Origin of the sequence: Acinetobacter sp. MF4640 (genome assembly GCF_002018895.1) — a bacterium.
GTDB lineage: Bacteria > Pseudomonadota > Gammaproteobacteria > Pseudomonadales > Moraxellaceae > Acinetobacter > Acinetobacter johnsonii.
In genome coordinates, this window is record NZ_MVOM01000030.1 from 13,896 (window position 1) to 36,444 (window position 22,549).

Genomic DNA, 22,549 nt, shown 5'->3' on the forward strand with positions numbered 1-22,549 from the left:
GGCATAATCGCTCACAATAGTGCCACTATTAATCATTCGAGAATTTCATGACTGATGCATTGACGTTAAGAGATTTGTCCAAAACCTATAAAAATGGGTTTCAGGCTTTAAAAGGCATCGATTTAACTGTTCCTGAAGGCGAGTTCTATGCCCTTCTTGGACCAAATGGTGCAGGCAAATCTACAACGATTGGTATTATCAGCTCATTGACCAAGAAAACCTCAGGTACTGTCGAAATTTTTGGACATAATCTCGATACACACCCCTCTCAAGCCAAACAGTGCTTAGGGGTTGTACCTCAAGAGTTTAACTTCGGTCAGTTTGAAAAAACCTTCGATATCTTAGTCACACAAGCGGGCTATTATGGTATTCCTAAAAAAATTGCGGAAGTTCGTGCCGAAGAATATTTAGAAAAACTCGGCTTATGGGAAAAACGCGGTGTTCAAGCCCGTATGCTTTCAGGTGGTATGAAACGTCGCCTGATGATTGCCCGTGCCATGATGCATGAACCGAAACTCCTTATTTTAGATGAACCCACAGCAGGGGTTGATATTGAGCTACGTCGTTCGATGTGGGACTTCCTCACAGAAATGAACAATAAAGGCACATCGATCATTTTAACCACACACTATTTAGAAGAAGCAGAAATGCTGTGTCGTCGAATTGCCATTATTGACCGTGGTGTCATTAAAGAAGACACCAGCATGAAAAATTTCCTCAATCAACTCAATGAGGAAACCTTTATTTTTGATTTGGCCGCACCGATTGAACCAATTCATATCGACATTATTGGGGTTCGTTTCCATTTAGTCGACGCCGTGACTTTAGAGGTGACTATGGATAGAGCGCATACCCTCAATGACTTATTTCAATTGCTCGAATCGCAAGGGATCCAAGTTCGTAGTATGCGGAACAAATCCAACCGTTTAGAAGAACTGTTTGTGAAGATGGTCGAAAAAAATCTCGAAGGAACTACGCCATGAACTTAAATCAACTTAGCGTAGCTTTATATACTTTGGTGTATAAAGAAATTCGCCGCTTTATGCGCATCTGGCCGCAAACTTTACTTCCACCTGCCATTACCATGAGCTTGTACTTTGTGATATTTGGCAATTTGGTCGGTTCTCGTATTGGTGAGATGGGTGGTTTTAGCTATATGCAGTTCATCGTGCCTGGACTGATTATGATGGCGGTGATTACCAACAGTTATGCTAACGTTTCTTCGAGCTTTTTTAGTGCCAAATTTCAAAAAAGTATTGAAGAGCTAATCATGAGTCCTGTACCTTTGCATGCCATTTTATGGGGCTTTGTCTTAGGTGGTGTCTGTCGCGGGGTCTTGGTCGGTATTATTGTGACAGCTATGAGTTTATTTTTTACTGACCTTTATATTACCAATTGGTTTGTTACGATTTACACCGTCTTGGTCACCTCGTTCTTATTTTCACTGGGTGGTTTTATCAATGCGGTGTATGCGAAATCTTTTGATGACATCTCCATCATCCCAACCTTTGTGCTGACGCCTTTAACTTATTTAGGTGGCGTATTTTATGCCATTTCAGCACTCAGCCCTTTTTGGCAAAATTTATCGTTGATCAATCCAATTGTATATATGGTCAATGCTTTTCGTTTCGGCATCTTAGGTCATAGCGATGTTAACGTCGTCGTCTCCCTGTCTGTTATGACCATATGCTGTGCAGTGCTTTATGGCATTGCTTACTATTTACTTTCTCGTGGTTCAGGAATGCGTGAATAATGAGTGTAGAACATTCTCTTTTGGGTAAAGACACCAATTACCCTACAACTTATCAACCCGATATTCTTTTTCCTATAGCCCGTGCTACAGCACGTGAGCACTATGCACATGTTGAAGGTATTCAACAAGGTAAAGACTGGTGGCATGTTTTTGAAATTTCTTGGTTAAATCACCATGGTGTTCCGCAAGTTGCGATTGGTCGCATCAGCCTGCCTGCCACCTCGCCCAACCTCATTGAGTCAAAATCATTAAAACTTTACTTTAATAGCATGAACTTTACTCAGTTTGAGTCTAAAGCTGCATTTAAAGCAACGGTTGAACAGGATTTATCGGCGGCGGCTGGCGCAGATGTGAATATTGATCTTTTTCATGTCGATGATGTGCAAGTTAGTCAACCTGAAGGCATTTGTATAGATGAACTGATTCCGACCCAATTGGAAAATCATCCCAATGCAAATCTATTGGCATTAGATGACGCTGCGGAAGATGTTGAAGTACAGATTTACTCGCATTTACTCAGAAGTAACTGTCCAGTCACTGGACAGCCTGATTGGGGCACGGTATTTATCCGATATAAAGGTAAAAAGCCTTGTTATAACAGTATACTGGCTTATATTATCTCTTATCGTCAGCACAACGGTTTTCACGAACAATGTGTGGAACAAATATTTGCCGATATTTGGCAAAATTTGAAACCTGAAAAGCTGATGGTGTACGCAGCTTATACACGCCGTGGTGGTTTAGACATTAACCCTTGTCGTGTGTCAGATGTGTCATGGATGCCCCGCCCAATTCGATTGGCGCGACAATAAAATAAAGAACATTGAGGTTAATACACGATGCCATTTTTTGGTTTTATTCCATCGACTGAACTTTTACAGACTATTCAAACTGCTCAGCAGAAGAAAGACTCAAGTGAACCTTTATATCCACTTCGTGATAAAACAGCACTCCTCATCAATGATGAAATTATTGATGCCATTTTGACTGAGTTAGTTCGCCGTTTTCCACCGAGTGATAAACGTGACACAGCCGAAAAACTGGCTGGCTATATTAAGTCAACAGTTGCGGTTTTGTTGAAGCAGCTTTTAGGCAAATCATCGAATGATGTGGTTCAAGCATCGATTCAGTTTTCTGAAAAAAGCTTGTTTAAAGATGCTGAAGGTCAGTTCCGTGTGGGTGAAGCGTTAGATGCAAGCTTAGTGACCAGCCTCAAATATAACTATGCTGAAATTAAAGCAGGCAATGAAGTAGATAAAGCCGCGTTAACCGAACTGTATAAACAGTTTGCTGAAGCGACTGTACGCCACTTCATGAATGACTTTAATAAAACCCTCGATTTGGGCATGATTAAGCGTAAAGCAGCCGATATCGGTTCTGCAGCTGTCATTAAAGCAGTGCATATTGCTGCCAATAAAATCATCCCCAATTTAACCAAAGATGAACTTTTAGCTTTAGCTGAATATCACGACACCTTATTTCATGCTTAAGTACTAAAAGTCTTTCGAGGCTTTTCAGATCAAAATGACTCTACCTATGTAGGGTCATTTTTGTTTCTAAGCTGTGATTTCTTGCTCTTTATATAAAGCTATATAAAGTCCATATATAAGCTGAGACCAGATCTAATTGTCATGAGACTTTAAACCGTACAACTCTAATTTCTTCTAAATATGGAAGACTTTTATATCAGTCAGTAAAACTTGACTTATATAGTCACACAAATAATCTGCCTGAAAATCTGCGCCATTTTGAATGATCTGTCCTTTATATAGGCTGAGTTTGTCTTTTTTTGTATACCTATTTGCCCGCTTCAGTACAGACAATGTTATCTTAAAGCCTATTCACGCTAGACTCCGTTCACAAGAATTTCGACATAACAGAAACGCGAACTATGGGCCTTCCCCTATTCGCTTTGCTCCACTGCCAATAACGACTCTGGAAATTAGACTTCTATGTTAAATTTAAACTTTTATAACAAAGTTAAACGTTTACCTTTATTGATTGGCGCTTTGTCGATCACCAGTTTTTGCCAAGCCAACGATTTCGCTTCTCATCCTGACTATGTCAGCTTTAAACAAAAAACCATGCAAAATTATGGTCTGTCTGCTGAACAAGTTGATTGGGCGATGAGTGGTTCTAAAAATGTACCTAACATCATCAACATTATGAACCGCCCTGGTGAAAGTAAACCGTGGTACGAATATAAAACCAACTTTATGGCGGAAAGCACCATTCAACGAGGTGTCCGTTTCAAAGCACAATATGCAGATACTTTAAACCGTGCCGAACAACAGTTTGGCGTACCGCAGTCAGTCATTCTCGGCATTTTAGGGGTAGAAACAGGTTTTGGGACGAACAAAGGTAATTTTGTCACCCGTGATGCTTTAGCCACTTTAGGTTTTGGTTACGAACGTCGTAAGCAATATTTCCAAGATGAACTCAGTGCTTTAATCGCTTGGAGCTATAAAGATGGTGTGCCAACCAACTCAGTTGTAGGTTCATATGCAGGTGCAGTTGGTTACCCACAATTTATGCCAAGCAACATTCCAAAGTTTGGCGTGGATTATGATGGCAATGGTCATGTCGATTTACGCAATTCAGCTGTCGATGCCATCGGCTCGATTGCCAACTATTTAGCAAATCATGGCTGGCAACGTAATCAGCCAATTGGATTCGCAGCACGTTATAGTGGCTCGAATCCTGAAGCGGTCATTGCCAAAGATTTAACTTTACCGACGCCTTATGGTGTTTTAAAAAATCAGGGCATTCAACCGACCAATCCGATTGTCAAAATCGATGATTTAGATATGGTGAATGTGATCCAACTACAGGAAAATTATGGGCAAAGTTATTACATCACTTACCCTAACTTTCAGGTGATTACGACCTATAACAAGAGCCGTATGTATGCGACTGCAGTGTGGCAATTAGGGGCAGAAATTGCTAGCCGATAGGGCTAGCTTTTTACTCAAGCTTGAGATGTCAATAAAAAAATATTTAAAAATGGTGTAAATTTCGGCATTTTTCACACCTTGTTACAATATTGATTATTTTTTAATCAAAAAATGTTCGGTTTATGTAGTTTTTATCATTATTTTAATTAAACACTAGACATGCTTATGACTGCATGAATATTATCCATTTCGTCAAATGTTGTTGCAAAAGTGAATTAACAGGCAAGTTTTTTTATCTTTCAACCACTTAGTTTAAAGAAAAAAGTATTGTCTTTTGGAGTTTATAAATGCAGTCTTCACTTAAATATATACTGGCCATTGCCTCGACCATCGCGCTGAGCCAATCGCAAGCAGAGATGGTTCAGTCATCATTTACCAATGATAACGATAACTCTCGCCTAGCTGCGCGTGTCTTGAATAAAGATGCTCAAGGCTTCAACTCACACTTCTCAAATTTAAATAGCCTTTCAATCACTGAACGTTCAGGCGATAAAATTCGTCGCGAAACAATCGCTGCAAAAATTGAGATCCCTGAAGAAGAGCCTTCAGTGATTGAAAAGTTAAATACTGTTGCATCAAATACAGTCCGTAAGTTTAGTCAAACGGGTATGGCGTCTTGGTATGGTCGTCAGTTCCACGGTCGTAAAACAGCAAGTGGTGAAACATTCGATATGAATGCATTAACTGCAGCTCACCGTAGCTTGCCGCTAAACTGCTTTATTCGTGTAACGAATAAAACCAATGGTAAAAGTGTTGTGGTTAAAGTAAATGACCGCGGCCCATTCCACGGTAACCGTGTACTCGATCTTTCTTATGGCGCTGCTAAGCAACTGGGTATTACCAATGCAGGTACTGCGAAAGTCAGCATTGAACGTATTGATGGACCAAACTCTTAAGATTCTTTCCTACAGCATGCATTTGACAGCAAAGCCACAGTAATGTGGCTTTTTTTATTGTCCTATCTTTGCCTAATGTTTTACACAACCGTAAACAGCTCGATCTCCATCATTTAATCCCTCCCAGATGCTTAGTTTGAATAAGATGCGAAATCTAATCGATCCGATTTTTTGAAGTGAGTGTGCTCACATCTTTACAGCGGTGGAAGACTAGCAGAATTAAATATTTTCTCAGCTCATTCTTATCTGATCAAAGCCAATTTTTCTGCCTACCCTGAACTGTAGTTTTATGCATTCGTCAAATTAAAATGATTTTATGAATTACCTGGTAAATTAAGCGCCATTTTTGCGATATTAGATTCACTATTACCCTGCTTGTTCTATATAATTGAGTCAATTCTATGGACCAAAACTCAAAAGAAAACCTTATTATTTCTTCTAAGTTCTCAAATCCCGCCTCATTTGCTCTATTTTCAACTTTTTTAGTTCCCCAATCAAAAGCTACGCCAATTTGATAGACATAGAAAAAATCGCAAATGGTGAGCATTTAGGGCAACATAAATTTAAAAGCAATGAAAAAGATCGGGCTCGCACACTTTTTCATGCTTTTTTCGGTATTTTATGGGCCTATTTGCTGATGAAATGCTAGAAATCGAATAATAGATTCAGACCGTAAAAAAATCCTAAACTCAGCAAAATACTGAGCAATAATTTTTTCGTCAAAAGAGTGATTAACAGCGTAAAAATTGCCCCATAAAAATAGCTATTTTCAAATATCCCTTTCCAGTGCCCGCCTTCGAAAAAAACCAGTGGCAAACAAATCGAAACCATCAGACAAGGCGCCGCATATTTCAGCATGCGTGTCGCAAATTTAGGCAGCCGAATTTGAGTTTTAGGCTCTAAAAATAAATACTGATTAAAAAAGGTGACACAGGTCAAGCTCAAAACAAATAACCAGGTCATGTTTTAGTCCTCCACTCGATCAAAGAGCGCAGCAACCCACATGCCACTAAATCCAGCCAGCAAAATAGCTGATCCAAGCTCGAACCAACTCAAAATCAGCACCATGATCGATGAACTCACCACACCATAAATTGCGGCCTTATTTTGAATCAGCATCACAGCCATAACCAAGAGCACCACCACAATTGAAAATTCTAAGTGGAGAGTTGAAAGATCAGGTACTTTATTTGCTAGCAAAATACCCATTAGACTAAACAACACCCAACTGACATAAAAGCTGAATCCTGCACCCAACATATAGGCATAAGACGGCTTTTCCTTCAGCATCGCGGTGGCGTAGAGTTCATCGGTTAGCAAAAAGCCGATGCTCAGTCTTCTTTTGAGTGACCATGGCTTCACCTCCTCTCTTAAACTCAGTGCATAAATAAAGTGCTGACTGGTTAAAAAAAATACGGTGATCAGAATACTCAGTAAAGATGCACCCGTCATGAGCATACTCAAACTGACCAATTGTGCCGCACCTGCAAACACTAACGCTGACATGCCTACAGCTTGCATGACACTCAGGCCCGCATTAATCGCTGCTGAGCCTGCCAATATTCCCCATGGAATAACGGCGACTGAAAGCGGCAACATATCCTGTACGCCACGGAAAAAGCTTAAACTTTTTTGTTGGATCAATTACGACTGCACAGCAGACTCCATTTTTCAATTCGCTAGAGTCAATATGCGGCATACCTTAGATGGCTTTCTTGTATGAAATTGCTGTTATTTTAAATTTTATGTGCCAGATATTGCGCAGGCGTACAGCCCAAAGACTTTTTAAAATGACGAGTGTAATGGCTTTGATCGGAGAAACCACAGAGTTGTGCGACTGTCGCAATCTCGCAGCCTTGTTTAAGTAAATATAATGATTTACGTAATCGAAACTGTACCAACCATGCATGAGGTGGAAGTCCAGTAAACTTTTTAAATTGACGTAATAAATGCCATGGGCTCATCCCGACGACAGCGGCGAGCTCGGCTAGTTGATGCTCTCTTTCAGGTTCCGCAGCAAGTAGTTCTTGTACCAAGACCACTTTACGCTGCGCTTCAGGCAAGTCTTTTAATATTTTTTTAGATTGATTATAACGACTTAATAAATAAGCCAAAGTTGAAATATATAAACTCTGCTTAAACAGTGTATTTTTCGGCTGTAACAACAAATCGAACAGCAAATTCAATTGTTCGGCTAGTCCTTCATCATGAACCACAGCTTGCGGAAACCACGGCATAGTGCCGGCTTCATGAAAAAAATCTTGACTCACCTCTTGGATCATTTCAGGGGTCGGATAAATTGCCCGATAACACCAACCAGTTTCAACAGCAGAAGAACCCGTATGTACCTCATCAGCATTGAACAAAATAATATCGCCTTGCGGCGCAATATGCTGATTTCCTGTGCGCAAAAAGGATTGTGCATCTTCATCAATTAAACCAATACAATAGCCTTCATGGGTATGTTTTGAAAACTGCGTATGCTGATAGGAGGCTTTTAACATTTCAAGACCATCAAGTTCCTGAACATGATGGTAATTTACAAATTCACTGGGTCTGATTTCGTGCATGAGTTGGCCTCTCCTGAACACTCAGCATACTGCGATTCAGCAAAACGTATAGAACAAAATTGCTCTACTACTGATAGGTTTTTCCTTGGTGTTTTAACCAACCACCTTCATGGCGCTGTTGTGGATCGTGATGTGTCCAGTGGATCACCCCGCCTTTTTCACTATATTCGTATTCACCATTGAAACCAACGGTATCGCCTTTTTGTAAGCGTTCAATGCGTGGTGCCAAATCAATATTATGTGCAACCAAAACCGTCATTGCATTAGGGAGTTCTACAATAAATTTTTGATGACGAGAACCATCATTATCATCTTTAAGCACAGCCACAACACGCCCTTGTGATTGAACTTGAATATTACTTTTCCGGCTTTGAAACGCTTGGGCAATTTTTGCTGTGCCATCAAGCACTTGATTTTGCGGTTGGCTGGTCTGTGTAGAGGGCTCTACCGCGACTGATGGTGTCGATGTTTGTAATTGATTTTCTTGAAGATCGATTCCGAAATACGCAGCAATCAAAAGTACGATCACCGCACCAATACTCAGGTTGGTTTTGTTGGCCACTTATCTACTTCTCCGTTTTATTTTTATTAATTGTATAAAAAAAGCCCCAAAGGGGCTTTTTTTACTCAAAATAATTTTTCAATTATTTTGCAGCAGCTTGAGCAGCAGCAACTTCTTCAGCGAAAGAAAGTTCAGCTTTTTTCTCAATACCTTCACCCACTTCAAAGCGAGCAAATTGAACAACTGTAGTACCAGTTGCTTTAAGAACGTCAGCAACTTTCTTGTCGTTGTCGATTACGTACATTTGACGATCAAGAGCAACTTCGTTCAAGTATTTCTCAACTGAACCAGTGACCATTTTCTCAACGATGTTTGCAGGCTTACCAGATTCAATTGCTTTAGCTTCAGCAATTTCTTTCTCTTTAGCGATAAGTTCAGCAGATACACCTTCAGCAGAGATAGCAACTGGGTTGAATGCAGCAACGTGCATTGCAATACCTTTACCAGTCGCAGCATCACCTGTGTAAGATACAACAACACCGATTTTTAAACCGTGTTTGTAAACTGCAAGGTTTTCGCCTTCAATGATTTGAGCACGACGAACTTGGATGTTTTCACCGATTTTTTGAACAAGAGCAATACGCGCTTCTTCTACAGTTGCACCATCTTCAAGTTTCAATTCAGCAATTTTAGCAGCATCAGTTTCGCCAGCAGCTAACGCAGCAGCAGCAACTTGAGCAGAGAAACCAGCAAAGTTTTCGTCTTTAGCAACGAAGTCAGTTTGGCAGTTTACTTCTAAAAGAAGCGCTTTGTTACCGTCTTGAGCGATAGTGATTGCGCCATCAGCTGCAATGTTACCCGCTTTTTTAGCCGCTTTAGCTTGACCAGATTTACGAAGGTTATCAATCGCTAATTCGATGTCACCATTCGCTTCTGTTAATGCTTTTTTACATTCCATCATTGCAAGACCAGTACGATCACGCAATTCTTTAACCATGCTTGCTGTAACTGCAGTCATGTCAATCTCCTAAATACGGTAGAAAATGAATTCTTTTTAGAACAGAAACGGCCCAGAGCTGTCTCTTGGGCCGTCTGCATACATGACGCTTACTTTGCCACCATCACATGTCGCAAAAATGACAAGCTTACGTCAAACGCATTAAGCCTCAGGAGCTTCTTTAGCTTCTTCAACTTTAGCTTGTGCATTTGCTTGTGATTGAGCATATTCTTTACCAGCAAGAATCGCATCAGCCATAGCAGAAGCATACAAAGTAACTGCACGGATCGCATCGTCATTACCCGGAATAACGTAGTCTACGTTGTCTGGGTTAGAGTTTGTATCAACGATACCGATTACAGGAATACCAAGGTTTTTAGCTTCTTTAATTGCAATTGCTTCGTGATCAACGTCGATTACGAATAATGCGTCAGGTAAACCACCCATGTTCTTAACGCCGCCTAAAGCGCGTTCAAGTTTTTCCATCTCACGAGTACGCTCTAAAGCTTCACGTTTAGTAAGCTTAGCGAAAGTACCATCTTGAGATTGAGTTTGAAGGTCTTTAAGACGGTTGATAGATTGGCGAAGTGTTTTCCAGTTCGTCAACATACCACCTAACCAACGGTGATCAACATATGGTTGACCAGCACGTTGTGCTTGTTCACGGATGATGTTAGAAGCAGCACGTTTCGTACCAACAAACAATACTTTATTTTTTTTGCTAGCAAGGTTGTTAACAAAGTTCAAAGCATCATTTAACGCAGGAACAGTGTGCTCAAGGTTGATGATGTGAATTTTGTTACGCGCACCAAAGATGTATTGACGCATCTTTGGGTTCCAGAAACGTGTTTGGTGACCGAAGTGTGCGCCTGCTTGAAGAAGGTCGCGCATGCTTACGTTGTAATCTGCCATTTTCTTTACCTTAAAGTTTGGGTTAGGCCTCCATATATCCGCATCCTCCACCCTAACGGGCACCCAGAGAAATGTGTCGATATATGTGCGGATTTTATTGCCCCATCGCACAAAGCCCGTGAAATTTATTCACGAAAAAGCATTTGATAAAATGGGCGGCTATTTATACCATAGTCACACACAAATTTCCAAAAGTTTTTAGAGATCATGAACAGTACTTACGAAGCACCCCGTCGACTCATCAAAAGCGCTGAAGACATCGAAAAGATGCGTGTGGCTGGACGACTGGCGGCTGAAGTCTTGGATATGATCAAGCCACATATTAAACCAGGTGTGACTACACTTGAGTTAGATACGATTTGTCACGATTATATTGTCAATAAACAAGACGCGATTCCAGCATGTTTAGGTTACGGTGCTGCACCGGGTCGCCCTGCTTTCCAACATGTGATTTGTACTTCTGTAAACCATGTGGTCTGTCACGGCATTCCTTCAGATGCAAAAGTGTTGAAAAAAGGCGATATTTTAAATATTGATGTGACGGTCATTAAAGATGGTTTCCACGGCGATACCAACATGATGTACATCGTGGGTGGCGAAACTTCTATTCTCGCGAATCGTTTATGTAAAGTGGCACAAGAAGCGATGTACCGTGGAATAGCAACAGTGAAGCCGGGTTCAACCATTGGCGACATTGGTCATGCCATTCAACAATATGTCGAATCGGAACGTTTTGGTGTCGTACGTGAATACTGTGGTCACGGTATTGGAACTGTGTTCCATGACGAACCTCAAGTCTTACACTATGGTCAACCAAACTCAGGCATGATTTTAGAAGAAGGCATGACCTTTACCATTGAGCCAATGGTCAATGGTGGTGACTGGAAAACTAAATTACTGGGCGATAAATGGACGGTAGTGACCAAAGACCATAGCTTGTCTGCACAGTATGAACATACGTTGTTGGTCACTAAAAACGGGGTTGAGGTGTTAACTGCACGTCCTGAAGAAGATTTATCACGTTTTCAGTCTTAAATGATGTCATTGGCATGAAATATGATGCCATCTGTCAAAAAGACCACCTTCAGGTGGTCTTTTTTATGACTAAGCAAATATTAGATGTGAAATTTATTCTTTATTTTACAAACAGCTAGAATCAAAAAATATTCAACAGTAGCGCTCTATTACATTCATTCACCTGTAACAAAGATTGCAAGCTAGTAACACGATCACACAAAACGGGTTTTGACATTCACAAATGTCAAAAACACATGTCCTTCAAAAACAACAGCTTTATCGTAGCAGCAACCTTAATAATACGCTCTATAAAAACGAATAGCTAATTTGGACATGGAGTCCCAGAATGAAAAAAACATTGCTTTGTGTAGCAACGTCTATTGCTGCCTTGCCTATGCTCACACATGCAGATTCACCTTATTTTAGTCTACAAGATGGTGATGGATTTAAACGCTTTTCTGTATCGGTCGGTGCTTTACACGTCATGCCACAAGGTAAAGCTCAACCCTTCCGAGTTAACACATCGGTTAAAGAAAATGAAAGAGCAAAGGTCGGGGATGTTAAATCTCAAACCGTCAAAGACAATTTAAAAGAGGGATTTACCCCTTCACTTTTGCTACAAGCAGCACTCAATACTTTAGATACCATTCCAAGTGCTCTAAGTGGAACTGCTGAAATCCGTGGACTCAGTCAATGGGATAATCCAGGTACGGGTTTAGAAGCCGATGATGTCACCACATTGGGCATCATGACTAATTACTTTTTTACCGACAATATTTCTTTTGAAATGAAAGCAGGGATTCCACCAAAAGTCGATTTACAAGGTAAAGGAAAAATTTATGCGCCTTTTTCAGCAACTGCAACACCTATGGGCGGAGCTTTAGGAAATTTAGAACTTGAAAATGATATTTTCATTACCGATTTGGAAGCACACGGCCCTGCGGCATCTGCACGTGCGTGGACACCTGCTTTCGAGTTCCAATATCACTTTGGTAAAACAGGTGTGAATAAATTCCGCCCCTATGTCGGTGTTGGAATGATGTATGCCTACTTTAATGAGTTGGAAATTAACCCACAAACTGAAAAAGACTTGATTGCAGCAGGTCATATGATTGCCAATATTAAAGAAGGAAATGCTGGCGCATCACTTGAAGGGAAAAAAAGTTCAGCCAATCCCAAAGTTAAGCTAGAAGCAACTGATGCCTTCGCGCCTATTGCAACCGTGGGTTTCACCTATGACTTTAATGATAAATGGTTTGCTGTCGGTTCCGTGTCCTATGCTCATCTTAAAAATGAAACCACGATCACCGTCAAAGATGCTACGCACGGTGAACTAATCAAATCTACAGCCGATATTGAAATTAACCCAATTCTGGCGTATGCAGGTGTCGGCTACCGATTCTAAGCTTCAAACAACTACCAAAAAGACGACACCAAGTCGTCTTTTTTCATGAATATTCATTGTTTTTATTGATCAAATAGTCAATTTTTTATCATCGCTTTCAGCAAATAATTAACTTAATATAACGAACTCTAAGCTCATTTTTTGGTTGAAATATGTCAGAAACTCGTTTTTCCAAACCGCTGATTTATATGCTCATTGGAAGTGCAATAATTCTGGCATTATCACTGGGTGTCCGACATGGCTTTGGACTCTACCTTGTGCCTATGAGTGATGAGTTTGGCTGGGGACATAATGTCTTTAGTCTAGCGATTGCGATGCAAAACCTGATTTGGGGTGCTGCGCAGCCCTTTACAGGCGCATTAGCAGATAAATATGGCTCTAAAATTGTGGTTGCCGTCGGTGGTGTGTTGTATACCATTGGTTTGCTGCTCATGGCAGTCAGCTCTACGGGTTGGTTACTCAACTTAAGTGTCGGTCTTATTTTGGGCCTAGCATTATCTGCGACCTCTTTTTCTGTATTGTTATCCGCGGTGGGTCGTGCTGCACCGCCTGAAAAACGTAGCCTTGCTATGGGTATTGCCAGTGCAGCAGGTTCTTTTGGGCAGTTCATTATGCTGCCGTCAACCTTACTGCTGTTACAAAACTTTGGCTGGTCTGCGGCGCTGGTCGTTAGTGCACTTTTAATTGCGATGATTGTTCCACTGGCTTGGATGCTCAAAGCTCCCGCCTTTGTTGTACCGAATACGTCAACCAATCAAGTTCAGCTCAGCTTTAAAGATATATTAGTCATTGCGAAAAACCATAAACCATTTTGGTTCCTATCACTTGGTTTTTTGGTCTGTGGCTTCCAAGTCGTCTTTATAGGTATCCATTTACCTGGCTATTTGATTGACCATGGTTTTAATGCAACCACAGGAACTGTTTTCTTAGCGCTGGTCGGTTTATTTAATATCGTTGGCACCTACACTGCTGGTTGGCTAGGTGGGAAATATTCTAAACCAAAGTTACTGATGGGCTTATATGGGCTCAGAGGCATTGCAATTATTGCCTTTTTGATGCTCCCGCTCAGCACATTCACCATCTATAGCTTTGGTGTGGTGATGGGTTTATTATGGTTATCTACAGTGCCTTTGACCAACGGTATTGTGGCCAATATGTTTGGTATTAAGTACCTCAGCATGCTGAGCGGGATCGTGTTCTTTACCCATCAAGTTGGTTCATTTTTCGGTGGATGGCTAGGTGGTGTGAACCATGACGTGACAGGTAATTATGACTTGATTTGGCTGTTTTCTATTATTCTGAGTGTTTTTGGCGTACTGGTACATTTCTTTGTCGATGAAAAGGCGGTTGTCCATGACTAATTCATTTTTATGGCTCAAATGCGGTATCGGCATTAGCATTATTGCGTTGTTTGCTCTGGCTATTAGCCTTTGGCTGAATACGCCTGACCTGTTTGAGTATTTTAATCAGGCATTTTGCGCTCATTAAATCTGCATATTTTGAGCTCAATATTTCATTATAAAAGAAAAGCAATATAATCATCAGCTTAGTATTTTTTAAATTTTTTCATAAGTTTAGAACTTCTTTTAATTTTAAGATTACACATATTTTGATTACATTTTCTCTAGACCGCATATCTAGAGAAAATAATCAAAATGACCGCATTAACTCAACTTTCACAAGCGATTCATGATGCCCAACGTTGGCATCAACCTGAACAATTTCAAAATCCAGAAGAAATACAAATTATCCCACTGGCGGAAGAAGCCTTAGGTGCTGTGGTTTTTGGTTTAGATGCCCGTAAAGCCCAAGCAGGAGAGACCATCTATCGCTTGAAAGAAGCTTTGGCTGAACATCTACTTTTAATTTTTAAAAACCAAACTTTGGATGATCTGCAATATTTAGCCTTTGCCAGCTATTTTGGTTCTATCTTCCGCCCAAGTGCAGATAATCCAGTGCTGGCTAGTCAGTCTGACACTGGTGTTCCACCCGATGTGGTTCCTGTTTCCAATGCAGTCGGTCAAGGCGACTACACTGGTCATGGCGAACTCACCCCACATGCCGATCACCAGTGGACACCTCTTCCCTCTTTTGGCTCTCTACTCTATGCCCTTGAACTTCCTCAAGACGGCGGACAAACCTCTTGGTTCAATACCATCAAAGCCTATGATGCACTTCCCGGTGACGTGAAAAAGCAGATCGACCAGCTACAGCTGATTACTTATAACCCATTCGTCCGTGCGCAAAGTAATACAGGCAATACGGGTTATGGAGACAGCCCTTATTATCGCTTTAAAGATCAACCCATTTTAGGTCATGCCTATCCTCATCCCTTAGTCCGCACACATCCAGAATCTGGGCGTAAAGCGCTTTGGCTCAATACCCGTTCGGAAGTTGAATTACTCAATGTCGATGATAGCGAAGGCAGTGAACTGATTGCTGCACTTCGTACGCATATCCTCAAACCTGAGTTTCGCTATGAACATCACTGGGAAACTGGAGATATTGTCTTTTGGGATAATCAGGTGACACTACATTCACGTCGCCCCTTTCCTGTCGATCAACGTCGCTTACTCAAACGTATTAGTCTTGCAGGTGGGCGTCCGTACTAGGCGATAAATAAAATGAATAATTCATTGGCATGACACCAAAATGTCACGATTGTTTTAGATAATCTGTTAAAAAACCAATAAAAAAAGCCCATCGTTTGATGGGCTTTTTTTATTTCTATGACTTAAGCATTGCGTTTCGCAAAGTCATCCATAAAATTCACTAGGGCTTGCACGCCTTCTAGAGGAACCGCGTTATAAATACTTGCGCGCATCCCACCAACTGAGCGGTGACCCGCAAGGTTCAACAAATGGTTTTCTTCAGCTTCTTTCAGGAAAAGTTTTTCCAAATCTGGATTCGCCAAAGTAAACGGCACATTCATAATTGAACGGTTTTGCACAGCAATTGGATTTGCATAAAAATCGCTTGCATCGATATAACCATAAAGCAGTTTCGCCTTTTCAAGGTTCACTTTATGAATCGCCTCAACACCGCCTTGTTCAAGCAACCATTCAAATACTAGACCGGATAAGTACCAAGCATAGGTCGACGGTGTATTGACCATCGAATCATTCTTCGCTTGTGAAGCGTATTTCAAAATGCTTGGAATTTCAGGTTTGGCTTGATCTAGCAGATCTTCACGAACAATAACCAAGGTTAAACCCGCTGGGCCAATGTTCTTTTGCGCGCCTGCATAGATGATACCAAATTTAGTCACATCAACAGGTGCAGACAAAATACTTGAAGACAGATCCGCAACCAATGGCGCATGGGTTTCTGGAATAGCTGCAAACTGAAGACCACCAATCGTTTCATTGTCTACATAATGCACATAAGCCGCATCTTGAGATAAGTTCCAAGTGCTTGAGTCTGCAATGGCAAGTTTTCCATCAATTTGCGTACCCGCTTCAATGACGTTGATATCGCCATAGCGCTGCGCTTCTTTCAGTGCTTTCTCAGACCAAATTCCAGTATGGATATAGTCCGCTTTTCTGTTTTTACCCAACAAATTTAAAGGAATCGCGGAGAACTGAAGTGAAGCACCACCTTGAAGGAACAAGACTTTATAGTTCTCTGGAATGTTCATGAGTTTACGTAAATCTGCTTCTGCTTTTTCAGCCACAGCAACATAGTCTTTACTACGGTGACTCATTTCCATGATGGAAAGACCTTTGCCTTGCCAATCAAGCATTTCAGCTTGTGCTTTTTCTAAAACGGCAGTAGGTAATGCAGCAGGACCAGCACAGAAGTTGTACGCGCGCATGATTTTTCCTTTCAAAGTGAAACACAATAAAATGATGGCATTTAACCACAGATAGCCAGTGCTTGCAGTAAATTCAACTGAAAATATTTCAATGTAATCTCACCTTTACAGTCAAAAACTCAATCAAGATCAACGATCCAGTTTTAACTCAGCACTCCTCAATCAATTACAGCAGCGCTTTCCGATTCACCAAAGCTCAAACGAAAGCATTTCCTTTGCTTAAAAATGTCGCTAATCTATTGATATACATTTGCAAATTAAACAATTCAGTAACTGAGTCAGCATTCAGAACAGTTAGATTATGCGTATAATGTGCAAAAACATAGAAAAGAGTCGTGCTCATGCCACAAAGACTATTCAACATGCTTAATACACCAGCCAACAAATTCTTATTGCGTACATCACTGCCATCAATCTTGTCATTAAGCATGTTCGGTCTCAGTCTCGGAATCAGCTCGACAACTTTTGCTGCATCCATCAGCTATCAACAAGCTGAGCAAAGTGTGTTACAAGACTCGTATAGCACACAGGCCACCCAAGCCTTACAACAAGCCTCAAAGCTAGAAGCTGAAGCAGTGAAAGGCTTGGGGCTACCTCGTGTCGATCTGAATGTTCGTGCCTATGCTTTTCATAATGAGCTGGATGTACCACTTGGTGCACTCAAAAATAATTTAGAACACACACTTTCTCAAAACATTAATGACCGTATAAATCAACAAAATCTGCCACCTAATATTTCTGACCCTTTAAAAGAAGGTATTAATCAGACCATCCATAATGGTGTCGGGCTTATTCCAGACAACTCTCAAATTACCTTAGAAGATCAAGTCATACGCCCAACCATTTCTGCAATGATGCCGCTTTATACAGGTGGGTTAACCTCAAGTGTGAAACAAGTCGCCAATATCAAAGCAAAACGTAGCGAACTCAATACAAAACAACAGCAAGACCTACAACGCTTTGAACTGATTCAAGCCTATTTCAATGTTCAACTGCAAAAACAGTTGCTCGCGTCTAGCCAATATAATTGGCATGCAATGCAAAAACACTATGACAATGCACTTAAACTTGAACAACAGGGCTTTATTAGTAAAGGCCAGCGCATGCAATTTGAAGTGGCAAAAAACAATGCACAGCGGAGTGAACAAGCCAGTCAGGCCAATTTAAAAGCCAGTTTATTTCAGCTGAATAACCTTTTACAAAGCAGCCAAATTACTGAGCTAACCACACCACTCTTTATTAACAGTACCCAAAACCAAGATTTAAATACTCTACTCAGGTCATATGCAGATCAATCGGCCTTAGTACAAAAACTGCAAATGGACACTCAACTGGCACAAGCCAATGTCACGGCACAAAACGCCGCCAAGAAACCACATATTTTTGCCTTTGGTGAATACAGTCTGGACGATAAAAATAACTGGATCGTTGGCTTAGCCGCACAGTACAATCTGTTCTCAGGCATTGATAAAAACAAAAATGTCCAAGCAGCAGAGTTACAACGCTACGCTTCTGAACTGATGACAGCACGGACTAAACAAGAAATTGAAAATGTGATTTATAAATCGTATAGCGAAGCCACCACAGCGCAGCAAAGTGATCAGTTATTACAGCAAAATATAAAAGCAGCGCAAGAAAATTTACGTATACAAGAACTGTCCTTTAAAGAAGATATGGGAACAGCGACCCAAGTGATCGATGCACAAAATATGCTCAGCGCTTTAAAAGCAGAAACCGCACTGAATGCCTATAAATATGTCATGTCACTGGCGACGCTTCTACAAAGTCATGGTTCGATCCATCAGTTCCAAACCTATCTTCTGCAACCCAATACGCGATTTATTCGTTAATTCTTTGATGAGAGCCATTTAATGAATCAAGATCAAAACCAATCTGATCCGCAAAAACCTGAAAAACAAGAAGATCAAGCGGTGCCATCAACAGAGGAATTAACCACAAATGATACTCAAGAGCAGGTACAAGCTGAGACCGAACAGACTAAGCCAGCATCAGCCAATACAAACACCGAGCAAAAGTCCAAAGCAATCAAGCTGATTGGGGGCCTTGCTCTTATTATTCTATTCATCGTGATTGCTTTTGGACTGTGGAAGGCCTATCAACCAAAAACGGTTGAAATCCAAGGTCGGGTTGAAGCAGAAACGATCCATGTTAGCACCAAAGTGCCAAGTCGAATTGATGAAATTTATGTACATGACGGACAGAAAATCAGCAAAAACCAAGAACTCGTTCGACTGTATAGCCCAGAAGTCGATGCCAAAAAACAGCAAGCATTGGCCAGCTTACAGGCTGCTTTAGCACTCCAATCTACCGCTGACCGTGGCTCTCAGGAAGAAAATATTGCGAGTTTATACGCCAACTGGCAAGCACTGAAAGCACAGCAAACTTTGGCACAAACCACCTATCAACGTGGTGCAAACTTGTATCAACAAGGTGTCATCTCACGCCAACGTCGCGATGAAATGCATGCTGCGGCCCAATCAGCTGCTCAAATGACAGAAGCCGCATATCAACAATATGCTCGGGCTAAACGTGGCAGCACTCCACAGCAAAAAAGTTCAGCAGATGCGCAAGTGCAAATTGCAAAAGCAGCTGTTGCTGAAGTCAATGCACTTGAAGCTGAAACCAAACTACTCTCACCTATTGACGGTACCGTTTCTAAAACTTATGGCAAACCCTCTGAATTGGTAGCAATGGGGGTACCGATTGTCAGTATTATTCAAGATCGCGAGCTTTGGGTATCACTGAATATTCGTGAAGACCAATACGCCAACATCTATCAGGCAAAACAAATTGAAGGCTTTATTCCAGCCTTAAAGCTATATACCAACTTTAATATTAAAAATATTGATGCCGAAGGCGAATTTGCCACCATTAAAACCACACGCCAAACAGGAGGCTATGACATTCGTAGCTTTAAAGTTCATTTAACGCCTGCGCAAGCCATTCCAGACCTAAAAGTTGGCATGAGTGTGTTGTTTAAAGTCAAAGAGAGCCAATAATGCTAAGTGGGTTACTGCGGGAACTAAACTATTTACTCAAGCATAAGTGGGATCTATGTTTAGTTACGCTTGCCCCACTGTTTATTATCGTACTGTTTTCCAGCATGTTTGCCCAAGGTAAACCCGAACATTTGCCTATTGCGATTATTGACCAAGACCAAAGCGAGCTAAGCCAAAACATACAGCGCTATTTAAAACTCAACCATACTTTAGATGTCGCCATCGTCAGTGATCAAAATACCGAAGTTGAAAAGTTGCTGAACCAAGCCAAAGTTTGGGGTTACGTCAGTATTCCCAATGGCGCCGAACAACGTTTTGTTCAAGCTAAAGATGCTGAAATCAGCATCGCCTATAACCAAAGTTACTTTAGTGTGGGGAACACCATTTCATCAGCCATGTTACTCAGCACAGTTGAAGCCATGGCAGACTATGCTGGTGAAAGCTATTTAGAAAATACTATTCCTTATTTAGATGTACCTACACCACACGTTAAAATTTCGACCTTATACAACCCAAATTTGAGTTATGAGTTCTATTTAGAACCCTTTATGATTCCTGCAATTTTGCATTTACTACTCTGCTGCTGTGTCGCGTTTTCAGTCGGTCAAGAATTTAAGTTTCATACAGCGCAAAATTGGCTAAACAACCAATCTGCTTTTAAAGCCATCCTCTCTAAGAATCTGACCTATGTACTAATTTTTAGCTTATGGACATGGGCGTGGATGTTTTGGCTGATTGAGATTCGCGGTTGGTTTGTTGCAGGTCAACTTTGGTTGATCATGTTGGCACAGCTTTTATTTTATAGCGCCTATGCTTTGATCAGTAGTACCATTGTTTTAGCCACCAATAATTTATCCAAAACCTTTGGGTTAATTGCTGTGTATGGCGGCTCATCACTCAGTTTTGCAGGAGTGACCCTCCCCTTAAATAACGCACCACTGTTTACCAAATTTTGGGCCAATATTATCCCTTACACACCTTATGCCAAACTACAAACCGAACAATGGGTCATTGGTAGCCCAATCAGTTCATCGCTGTTGCCTTTACTCATACTTATCCTCTATGTGGTCTTTTACGCTGTGACCTCTGTCCTGCTGCTCAAAAAAAGAATCAAAGGAGCAGTATCATGAAGTCATTTTTGTACTATTACCTCAAGACATTTAAAGACATTATCGCCAATCAGTCGATTTTAACCACGCTCATCCTCTCGGTGATTTTCTATAGTGTTTTCTATCCGACTGCCTACAAAGCACAGCAAGCAGAAGCTTTACCGATTGTGATTGTGGATGAAGAACAAAGTATCGTGACCAATAACATCATTCAGCAAGTTTCGCTCAGTCCAAATGTTGAAGTGAAAGCTGTGACGGGCAATTTCCTCGATGCTGAAAATATGATTAAACAACAGCAAGCCGATGGTATTTTGCTCTTACCCGAAAATCTTTCCAACAGTCTTCGGCATGGCGAAGTCGGTGGGATTGGGCTCTATCTCAGCGCGGCAAACTTCTTAAAAACCAAGCAAATTGGACTAGGTCTCGCTACCTCAATTGAAAATGCTGTACGCGAGCACGTGGAAAAATTTGGCAATATTTCGCACTTTTCTCCAGCCATTTCCATTCATCAAACGCCGCTTTTTAACACCATGTCGGGTTATGGCAGTTATATTTTCCCAGCCATTGCTCCGCTGATTATTCATCAAACCATCGTGCTCGGTTTAGGGATGTTATTGGCCGGATACCGCGAACAGAAATGGCGACCAACGACGACGGAATTTTTTGCGATTTTTTGCGCCATTCTGACCATTGGTATGCTCGGTTGTTTATATTTATTTGGCTTTATTTATTGGTTAAATGACTACCCACATGGGGGAAATTTTAGTGGTATGTTACTGGCCGTGCCGATTTTTATAGGCTGTATCGTGGCTTTAGGCATGTTGATTTCAACATTTTTCGATATGCCTGAACGTGCAGGACATGTCATTGTATTTACCTCTATTCCGCTATTTCTACTTTCAGGAACAGCATGGCCACACGCCGCAATGCCCGCTTGGATGCAATACTTGGGCAATGTTTTTCCATCGACCCAAGGTATTCAAATGTTTATTCAACTGAACCAAATGGGTGTACCAACTGCACTTATTCTGCCGAAACTACTCTATCTCTTTGTGTTTGGTATAGCTTGCGCAGCATTTGCTTATTGGCGTCTCAAGCATCGCTAAATTTTAGAACGTATTGATAGCAATCCTACCCATTTAATCCGTTGAAGCCCCATAAAGTTTGACATCAAAGCTACGAATTTTTGTGCTTCCGCCGGCTTTGTCAAAACCAACATCGTATTGAACTAGGTTTTTATTGCTATAAGCATACTCATAGGTAACTGCGTACAAACTTGGCTTTTCTGTCGATTTTTCAATGTGTTTCGATACAATTTTTTGAGTCGTTATGGCTTGTTTAGGAATCGATTTTGCAAATTTTCGCATGTCTTTTTCATGAGTTTTAAATTCAAGCTGTAACTCTGGCTCAAAATAAGTATAGAGCTGCGGAAAATCACCCTGAGTAAAGGCTTGATAAGCTTGCTGAGCTACTTTCTCTTGAGCAGGACTCGGATTTGGGATCGAATCCAATGCCTGTTGTCCCAATTTATCACACGCTGTTAAAGCCAACGCACAACTCAAAACCAGTAATTTTGCTTTCATAAAATCTTATCCACCAC

Annotated in this window: 23 protein-coding genes; 15 read left to right on the forward strand and 8 right to left on the reverse strand. The window is 41.0% G+C overall.

Annotation, left to right across the window (positions count from 1 at the left end; all coding sequences use genetic code 11):
* The first annotated feature begins 47 nt into the window (after positions 1-47).
* The 6 genes from MF4640_RS11140 to MF4640_RS11165 all read left to right on the forward strand — a co-directional run bounded on the left by MF4640_RS11140 (position 48) and on the right by MF4640_RS11165 (position 5,603).
* The gene (locus MF4640_RS11140; RefSeq protein WP_004695849.1) at positions 48-983 is read left to right on the forward strand and encodes an ABC transporter ATP-binding protein; all 936 of its coding nucleotides are present in this window, start codon (positions 48-50) and stop codon (positions 981-983) included.
* Entirely contained in the window at positions 980-1,753 is a 774-nt protein-coding gene (locus MF4640_RS11145; RefSeq protein WP_004695847.1) for an ABC transporter permease, read from the forward strand. The genes MF4640_RS11140 and MF4640_RS11145 overlap by 4 nt, the downstream gene beginning before the upstream one ends.
* Entirely contained in the window at positions 1,753-2,565 is an 813-nt protein-coding gene (gene queF, locus MF4640_RS11150; RefSeq protein WP_078389603.1) for an NADPH-dependent 7-cyano-7-deazaguanine reductase QueF, read from the forward strand. The genes MF4640_RS11145 and queF overlap by 1 nt, the downstream gene beginning before the upstream one ends.
* 27 nt (positions 2,566-2,592) lie before the next feature.
* The gene (locus MF4640_RS11155) at positions 2,593-3,243 is read left to right on the forward strand and encodes a hypothetical protein (protein ID WP_004695843.1); all 651 of its coding nucleotides are present in this window, start codon (positions 2,593-2,595) and stop codon (positions 3,241-3,243) included.
* A gap of 462 nt (positions 3,244-3,705) precedes the next feature.
* Entirely contained in the window at positions 3,706-4,707 is a 1,002-nt protein-coding gene (gene mltB, locus MF4640_RS11160) for a lytic murein transglycosylase B (RefSeq protein ID WP_078389604.1), read from the forward strand.
* Positions 4,708-4,994: 287 nt separating this feature from the next.
* Entirely contained in the window at positions 4,995-5,603 is a 609-nt protein-coding gene (locus MF4640_RS11165) for a septal ring lytic transglycosylase RlpA family protein (protein ID WP_004695839.1), read from the forward strand.
* Between the two features lie 645 nt (positions 5,604-6,248).
* On the opposite strand, the gene MF4640_RS11175 is transcribed toward MF4640_RS11165, so the two are convergent.
* From MF4640_RS11175 to rpsB, 6 genes are all read right to left on the reverse strand, one after another.
* On the reverse strand, positions 6,249-6,566 hold the full coding sequence (locus MF4640_RS11175) for an AzlD domain-containing protein (RefSeq protein ID WP_078389606.1): 318 nt from the start codon (positions 6,564-6,566) through the stop codon (positions 6,249-6,251).
* 3 nt (positions 6,567-6,569) lie between these two features.
* Positions 6,570-7,202: an AzlC family ABC transporter permease gene (locus MF4640_RS11180; RefSeq protein ID WP_227518648.1), complete on the reverse strand. Its 633-nt coding sequence runs from the start codon at positions 7,200-7,202 to the stop codon at positions 6,570-6,572.
* A gap of 137 nt (positions 7,203-7,339) precedes the next feature.
* Positions 7,340-8,173 carry an AraC family transcriptional regulator gene (locus MF4640_RS11185; protein WP_078389608.1) on the reverse strand — a complete coding sequence of 278 codons (834 nt, stop codon included), beginning with the start codon at positions 8,171-8,173 and terminating at the stop codon, positions 7,340-7,342.
* 67 nt (positions 8,174-8,240) lie between these two features.
* Entirely contained in the window at positions 8,241-8,735 is a 495-nt protein-coding gene (locus MF4640_RS11190) for a DUF3465 domain-containing protein (protein WP_078389609.1), read from the reverse strand.
* An 82-nt stretch (positions 8,736-8,817) separates the two neighbouring features.
* Positions 8,818-9,693 carry a translation elongation factor Ts gene (gene tsf / locus MF4640_RS11195; protein ID WP_004695824.1) on the reverse strand — a complete coding sequence of 292 codons (876 nt, stop codon included), beginning with the start codon at positions 9,691-9,693 and terminating at the stop codon, positions 8,818-8,820.
* Positions 9,694-9,834: 141 nt separating this feature from the next.
* Positions 9,835-10,584: a 30S ribosomal protein S2 gene (rpsB, locus tag MF4640_RS11200; protein WP_004982536.1), complete on the reverse strand. Its 750-nt coding sequence runs from the start codon at positions 10,582-10,584 to the stop codon at positions 9,835-9,837.
* 207 nt (positions 10,585-10,791) lie between these two features.
* Here rpsB and map point away from each other — a divergent pair, with 207 nt between their 5' ends.
* The 5 genes from map to MF4640_RS11220 all read left to right on the forward strand — a co-directional run bounded on the left by map (position 10,792) and on the right by MF4640_RS11220 (position 15,618).
* Positions 10,792-11,619: a type I methionyl aminopeptidase gene (gene map, locus MF4640_RS11205; RefSeq protein WP_004695821.1), complete on the forward strand. Its 828-nt coding sequence runs from the start codon at positions 10,792-10,794 to the stop codon at positions 11,617-11,619.
* 328 nt (positions 11,620-11,947) lie between these two features.
* Positions 11,948-13,006, forward strand: coding sequence for an OmpW/AlkL family protein (locus MF4640_RS11210; protein WP_078389610.1), 1,059 nt, complete (start codon positions 11,948-11,950; stop codon positions 13,004-13,006).
* Between the two features lie 152 nt (positions 13,007-13,158).
* Positions 13,159-14,367, forward strand: coding sequence for an MFS transporter (locus MF4640_RS11215; protein ID WP_078389611.1), 1,209 nt, complete (start codon positions 13,159-13,161; stop codon positions 14,365-14,367).
* Entirely contained in the window at positions 14,360-14,494 is a 135-nt protein-coding gene (locus MF4640_RS19900) for a hypothetical protein (protein WP_004982541.1), read from the forward strand. The genes MF4640_RS11215 and MF4640_RS19900 overlap by 8 nt, the downstream gene beginning before the upstream one ends.
* A 167-nt stretch (positions 14,495-14,661) precedes the next feature.
* A complete protein-coding gene (locus MF4640_RS11220) occupies positions 14,662-15,618 on the forward strand; it encodes a TauD/TfdA dioxygenase family protein (protein WP_078389612.1) in 957 nt (318 codons plus the stop codon).
* 122 nt (positions 15,619-15,740) lie between these two features.
* Here the strand turns inward: MF4640_RS11220 and serC are convergent, their stop codons facing one another.
* A complete protein-coding gene (serC, locus tag MF4640_RS11225; RefSeq protein ID WP_078389613.1) occupies positions 15,741-16,820 on the reverse strand; it encodes a 3-phosphoserine/phosphohydroxythreonine transaminase in 1,080 nt (359 codons plus the stop codon).
* 341 nt (positions 16,821-17,161) lie between these two features.
* Here serC and MF4640_RS11230 point away from each other — a divergent pair, with 341 nt between their 5' ends.
* Genes MF4640_RS11230 through MF4640_RS11245 form a run of 4 tightly spaced genes read left to right on the forward strand, consistent with a single transcriptional unit; the run spans position 17,162 to position 22,055 of the window.
* Positions 17,162-18,670, forward strand: a complete 1,509-nt coding sequence (locus tag MF4640_RS11230; protein ID WP_101495483.1) for a TolC family protein — start codon at positions 17,162-17,164, stop codon at positions 18,668-18,670.
* A 21-nt stretch (positions 18,671-18,691) separates the two neighbouring features.
* On the forward strand, positions 18,692-19,840 hold the full coding sequence (locus MF4640_RS11235) for an HlyD family secretion protein (protein ID WP_078389615.1): 1,149 nt from the start codon (positions 18,692-18,694) through the stop codon (positions 19,838-19,840).
* The gene (locus MF4640_RS11240; RefSeq protein WP_078389616.1) at positions 19,840-20,970 is read left to right on the forward strand and encodes an ABC transporter permease; all 1,131 of its coding nucleotides are present in this window, start codon (positions 19,840-19,842) and stop codon (positions 20,968-20,970) included. Before MF4640_RS11235 ends, MF4640_RS11240 begins: the two co-directional genes overlap by 1 nt.
* A complete protein-coding gene (locus tag MF4640_RS11245) occupies positions 20,967-22,055 on the forward strand; it encodes an ABC transporter permease (RefSeq protein ID WP_078389617.1) in 1,089 nt (362 codons plus the stop codon). The genes MF4640_RS11240 and MF4640_RS11245 overlap by 4 nt, the downstream gene beginning before the upstream one ends.
* A gap of 33 nt (positions 22,056-22,088) precedes the next feature.
* On the opposite strand, the gene MF4640_RS11250 is transcribed toward MF4640_RS11245, so the two are convergent.
* Positions 22,089-22,532 carry a DUF3887 domain-containing protein gene (locus tag MF4640_RS11250; protein ID WP_078389618.1) on the reverse strand — a complete coding sequence of 148 codons (444 nt, stop codon included), beginning with the start codon at positions 22,530-22,532 and terminating at the stop codon, positions 22,089-22,091.
* Positions 22,533-22,549 lie beyond the last annotated feature (17 nt).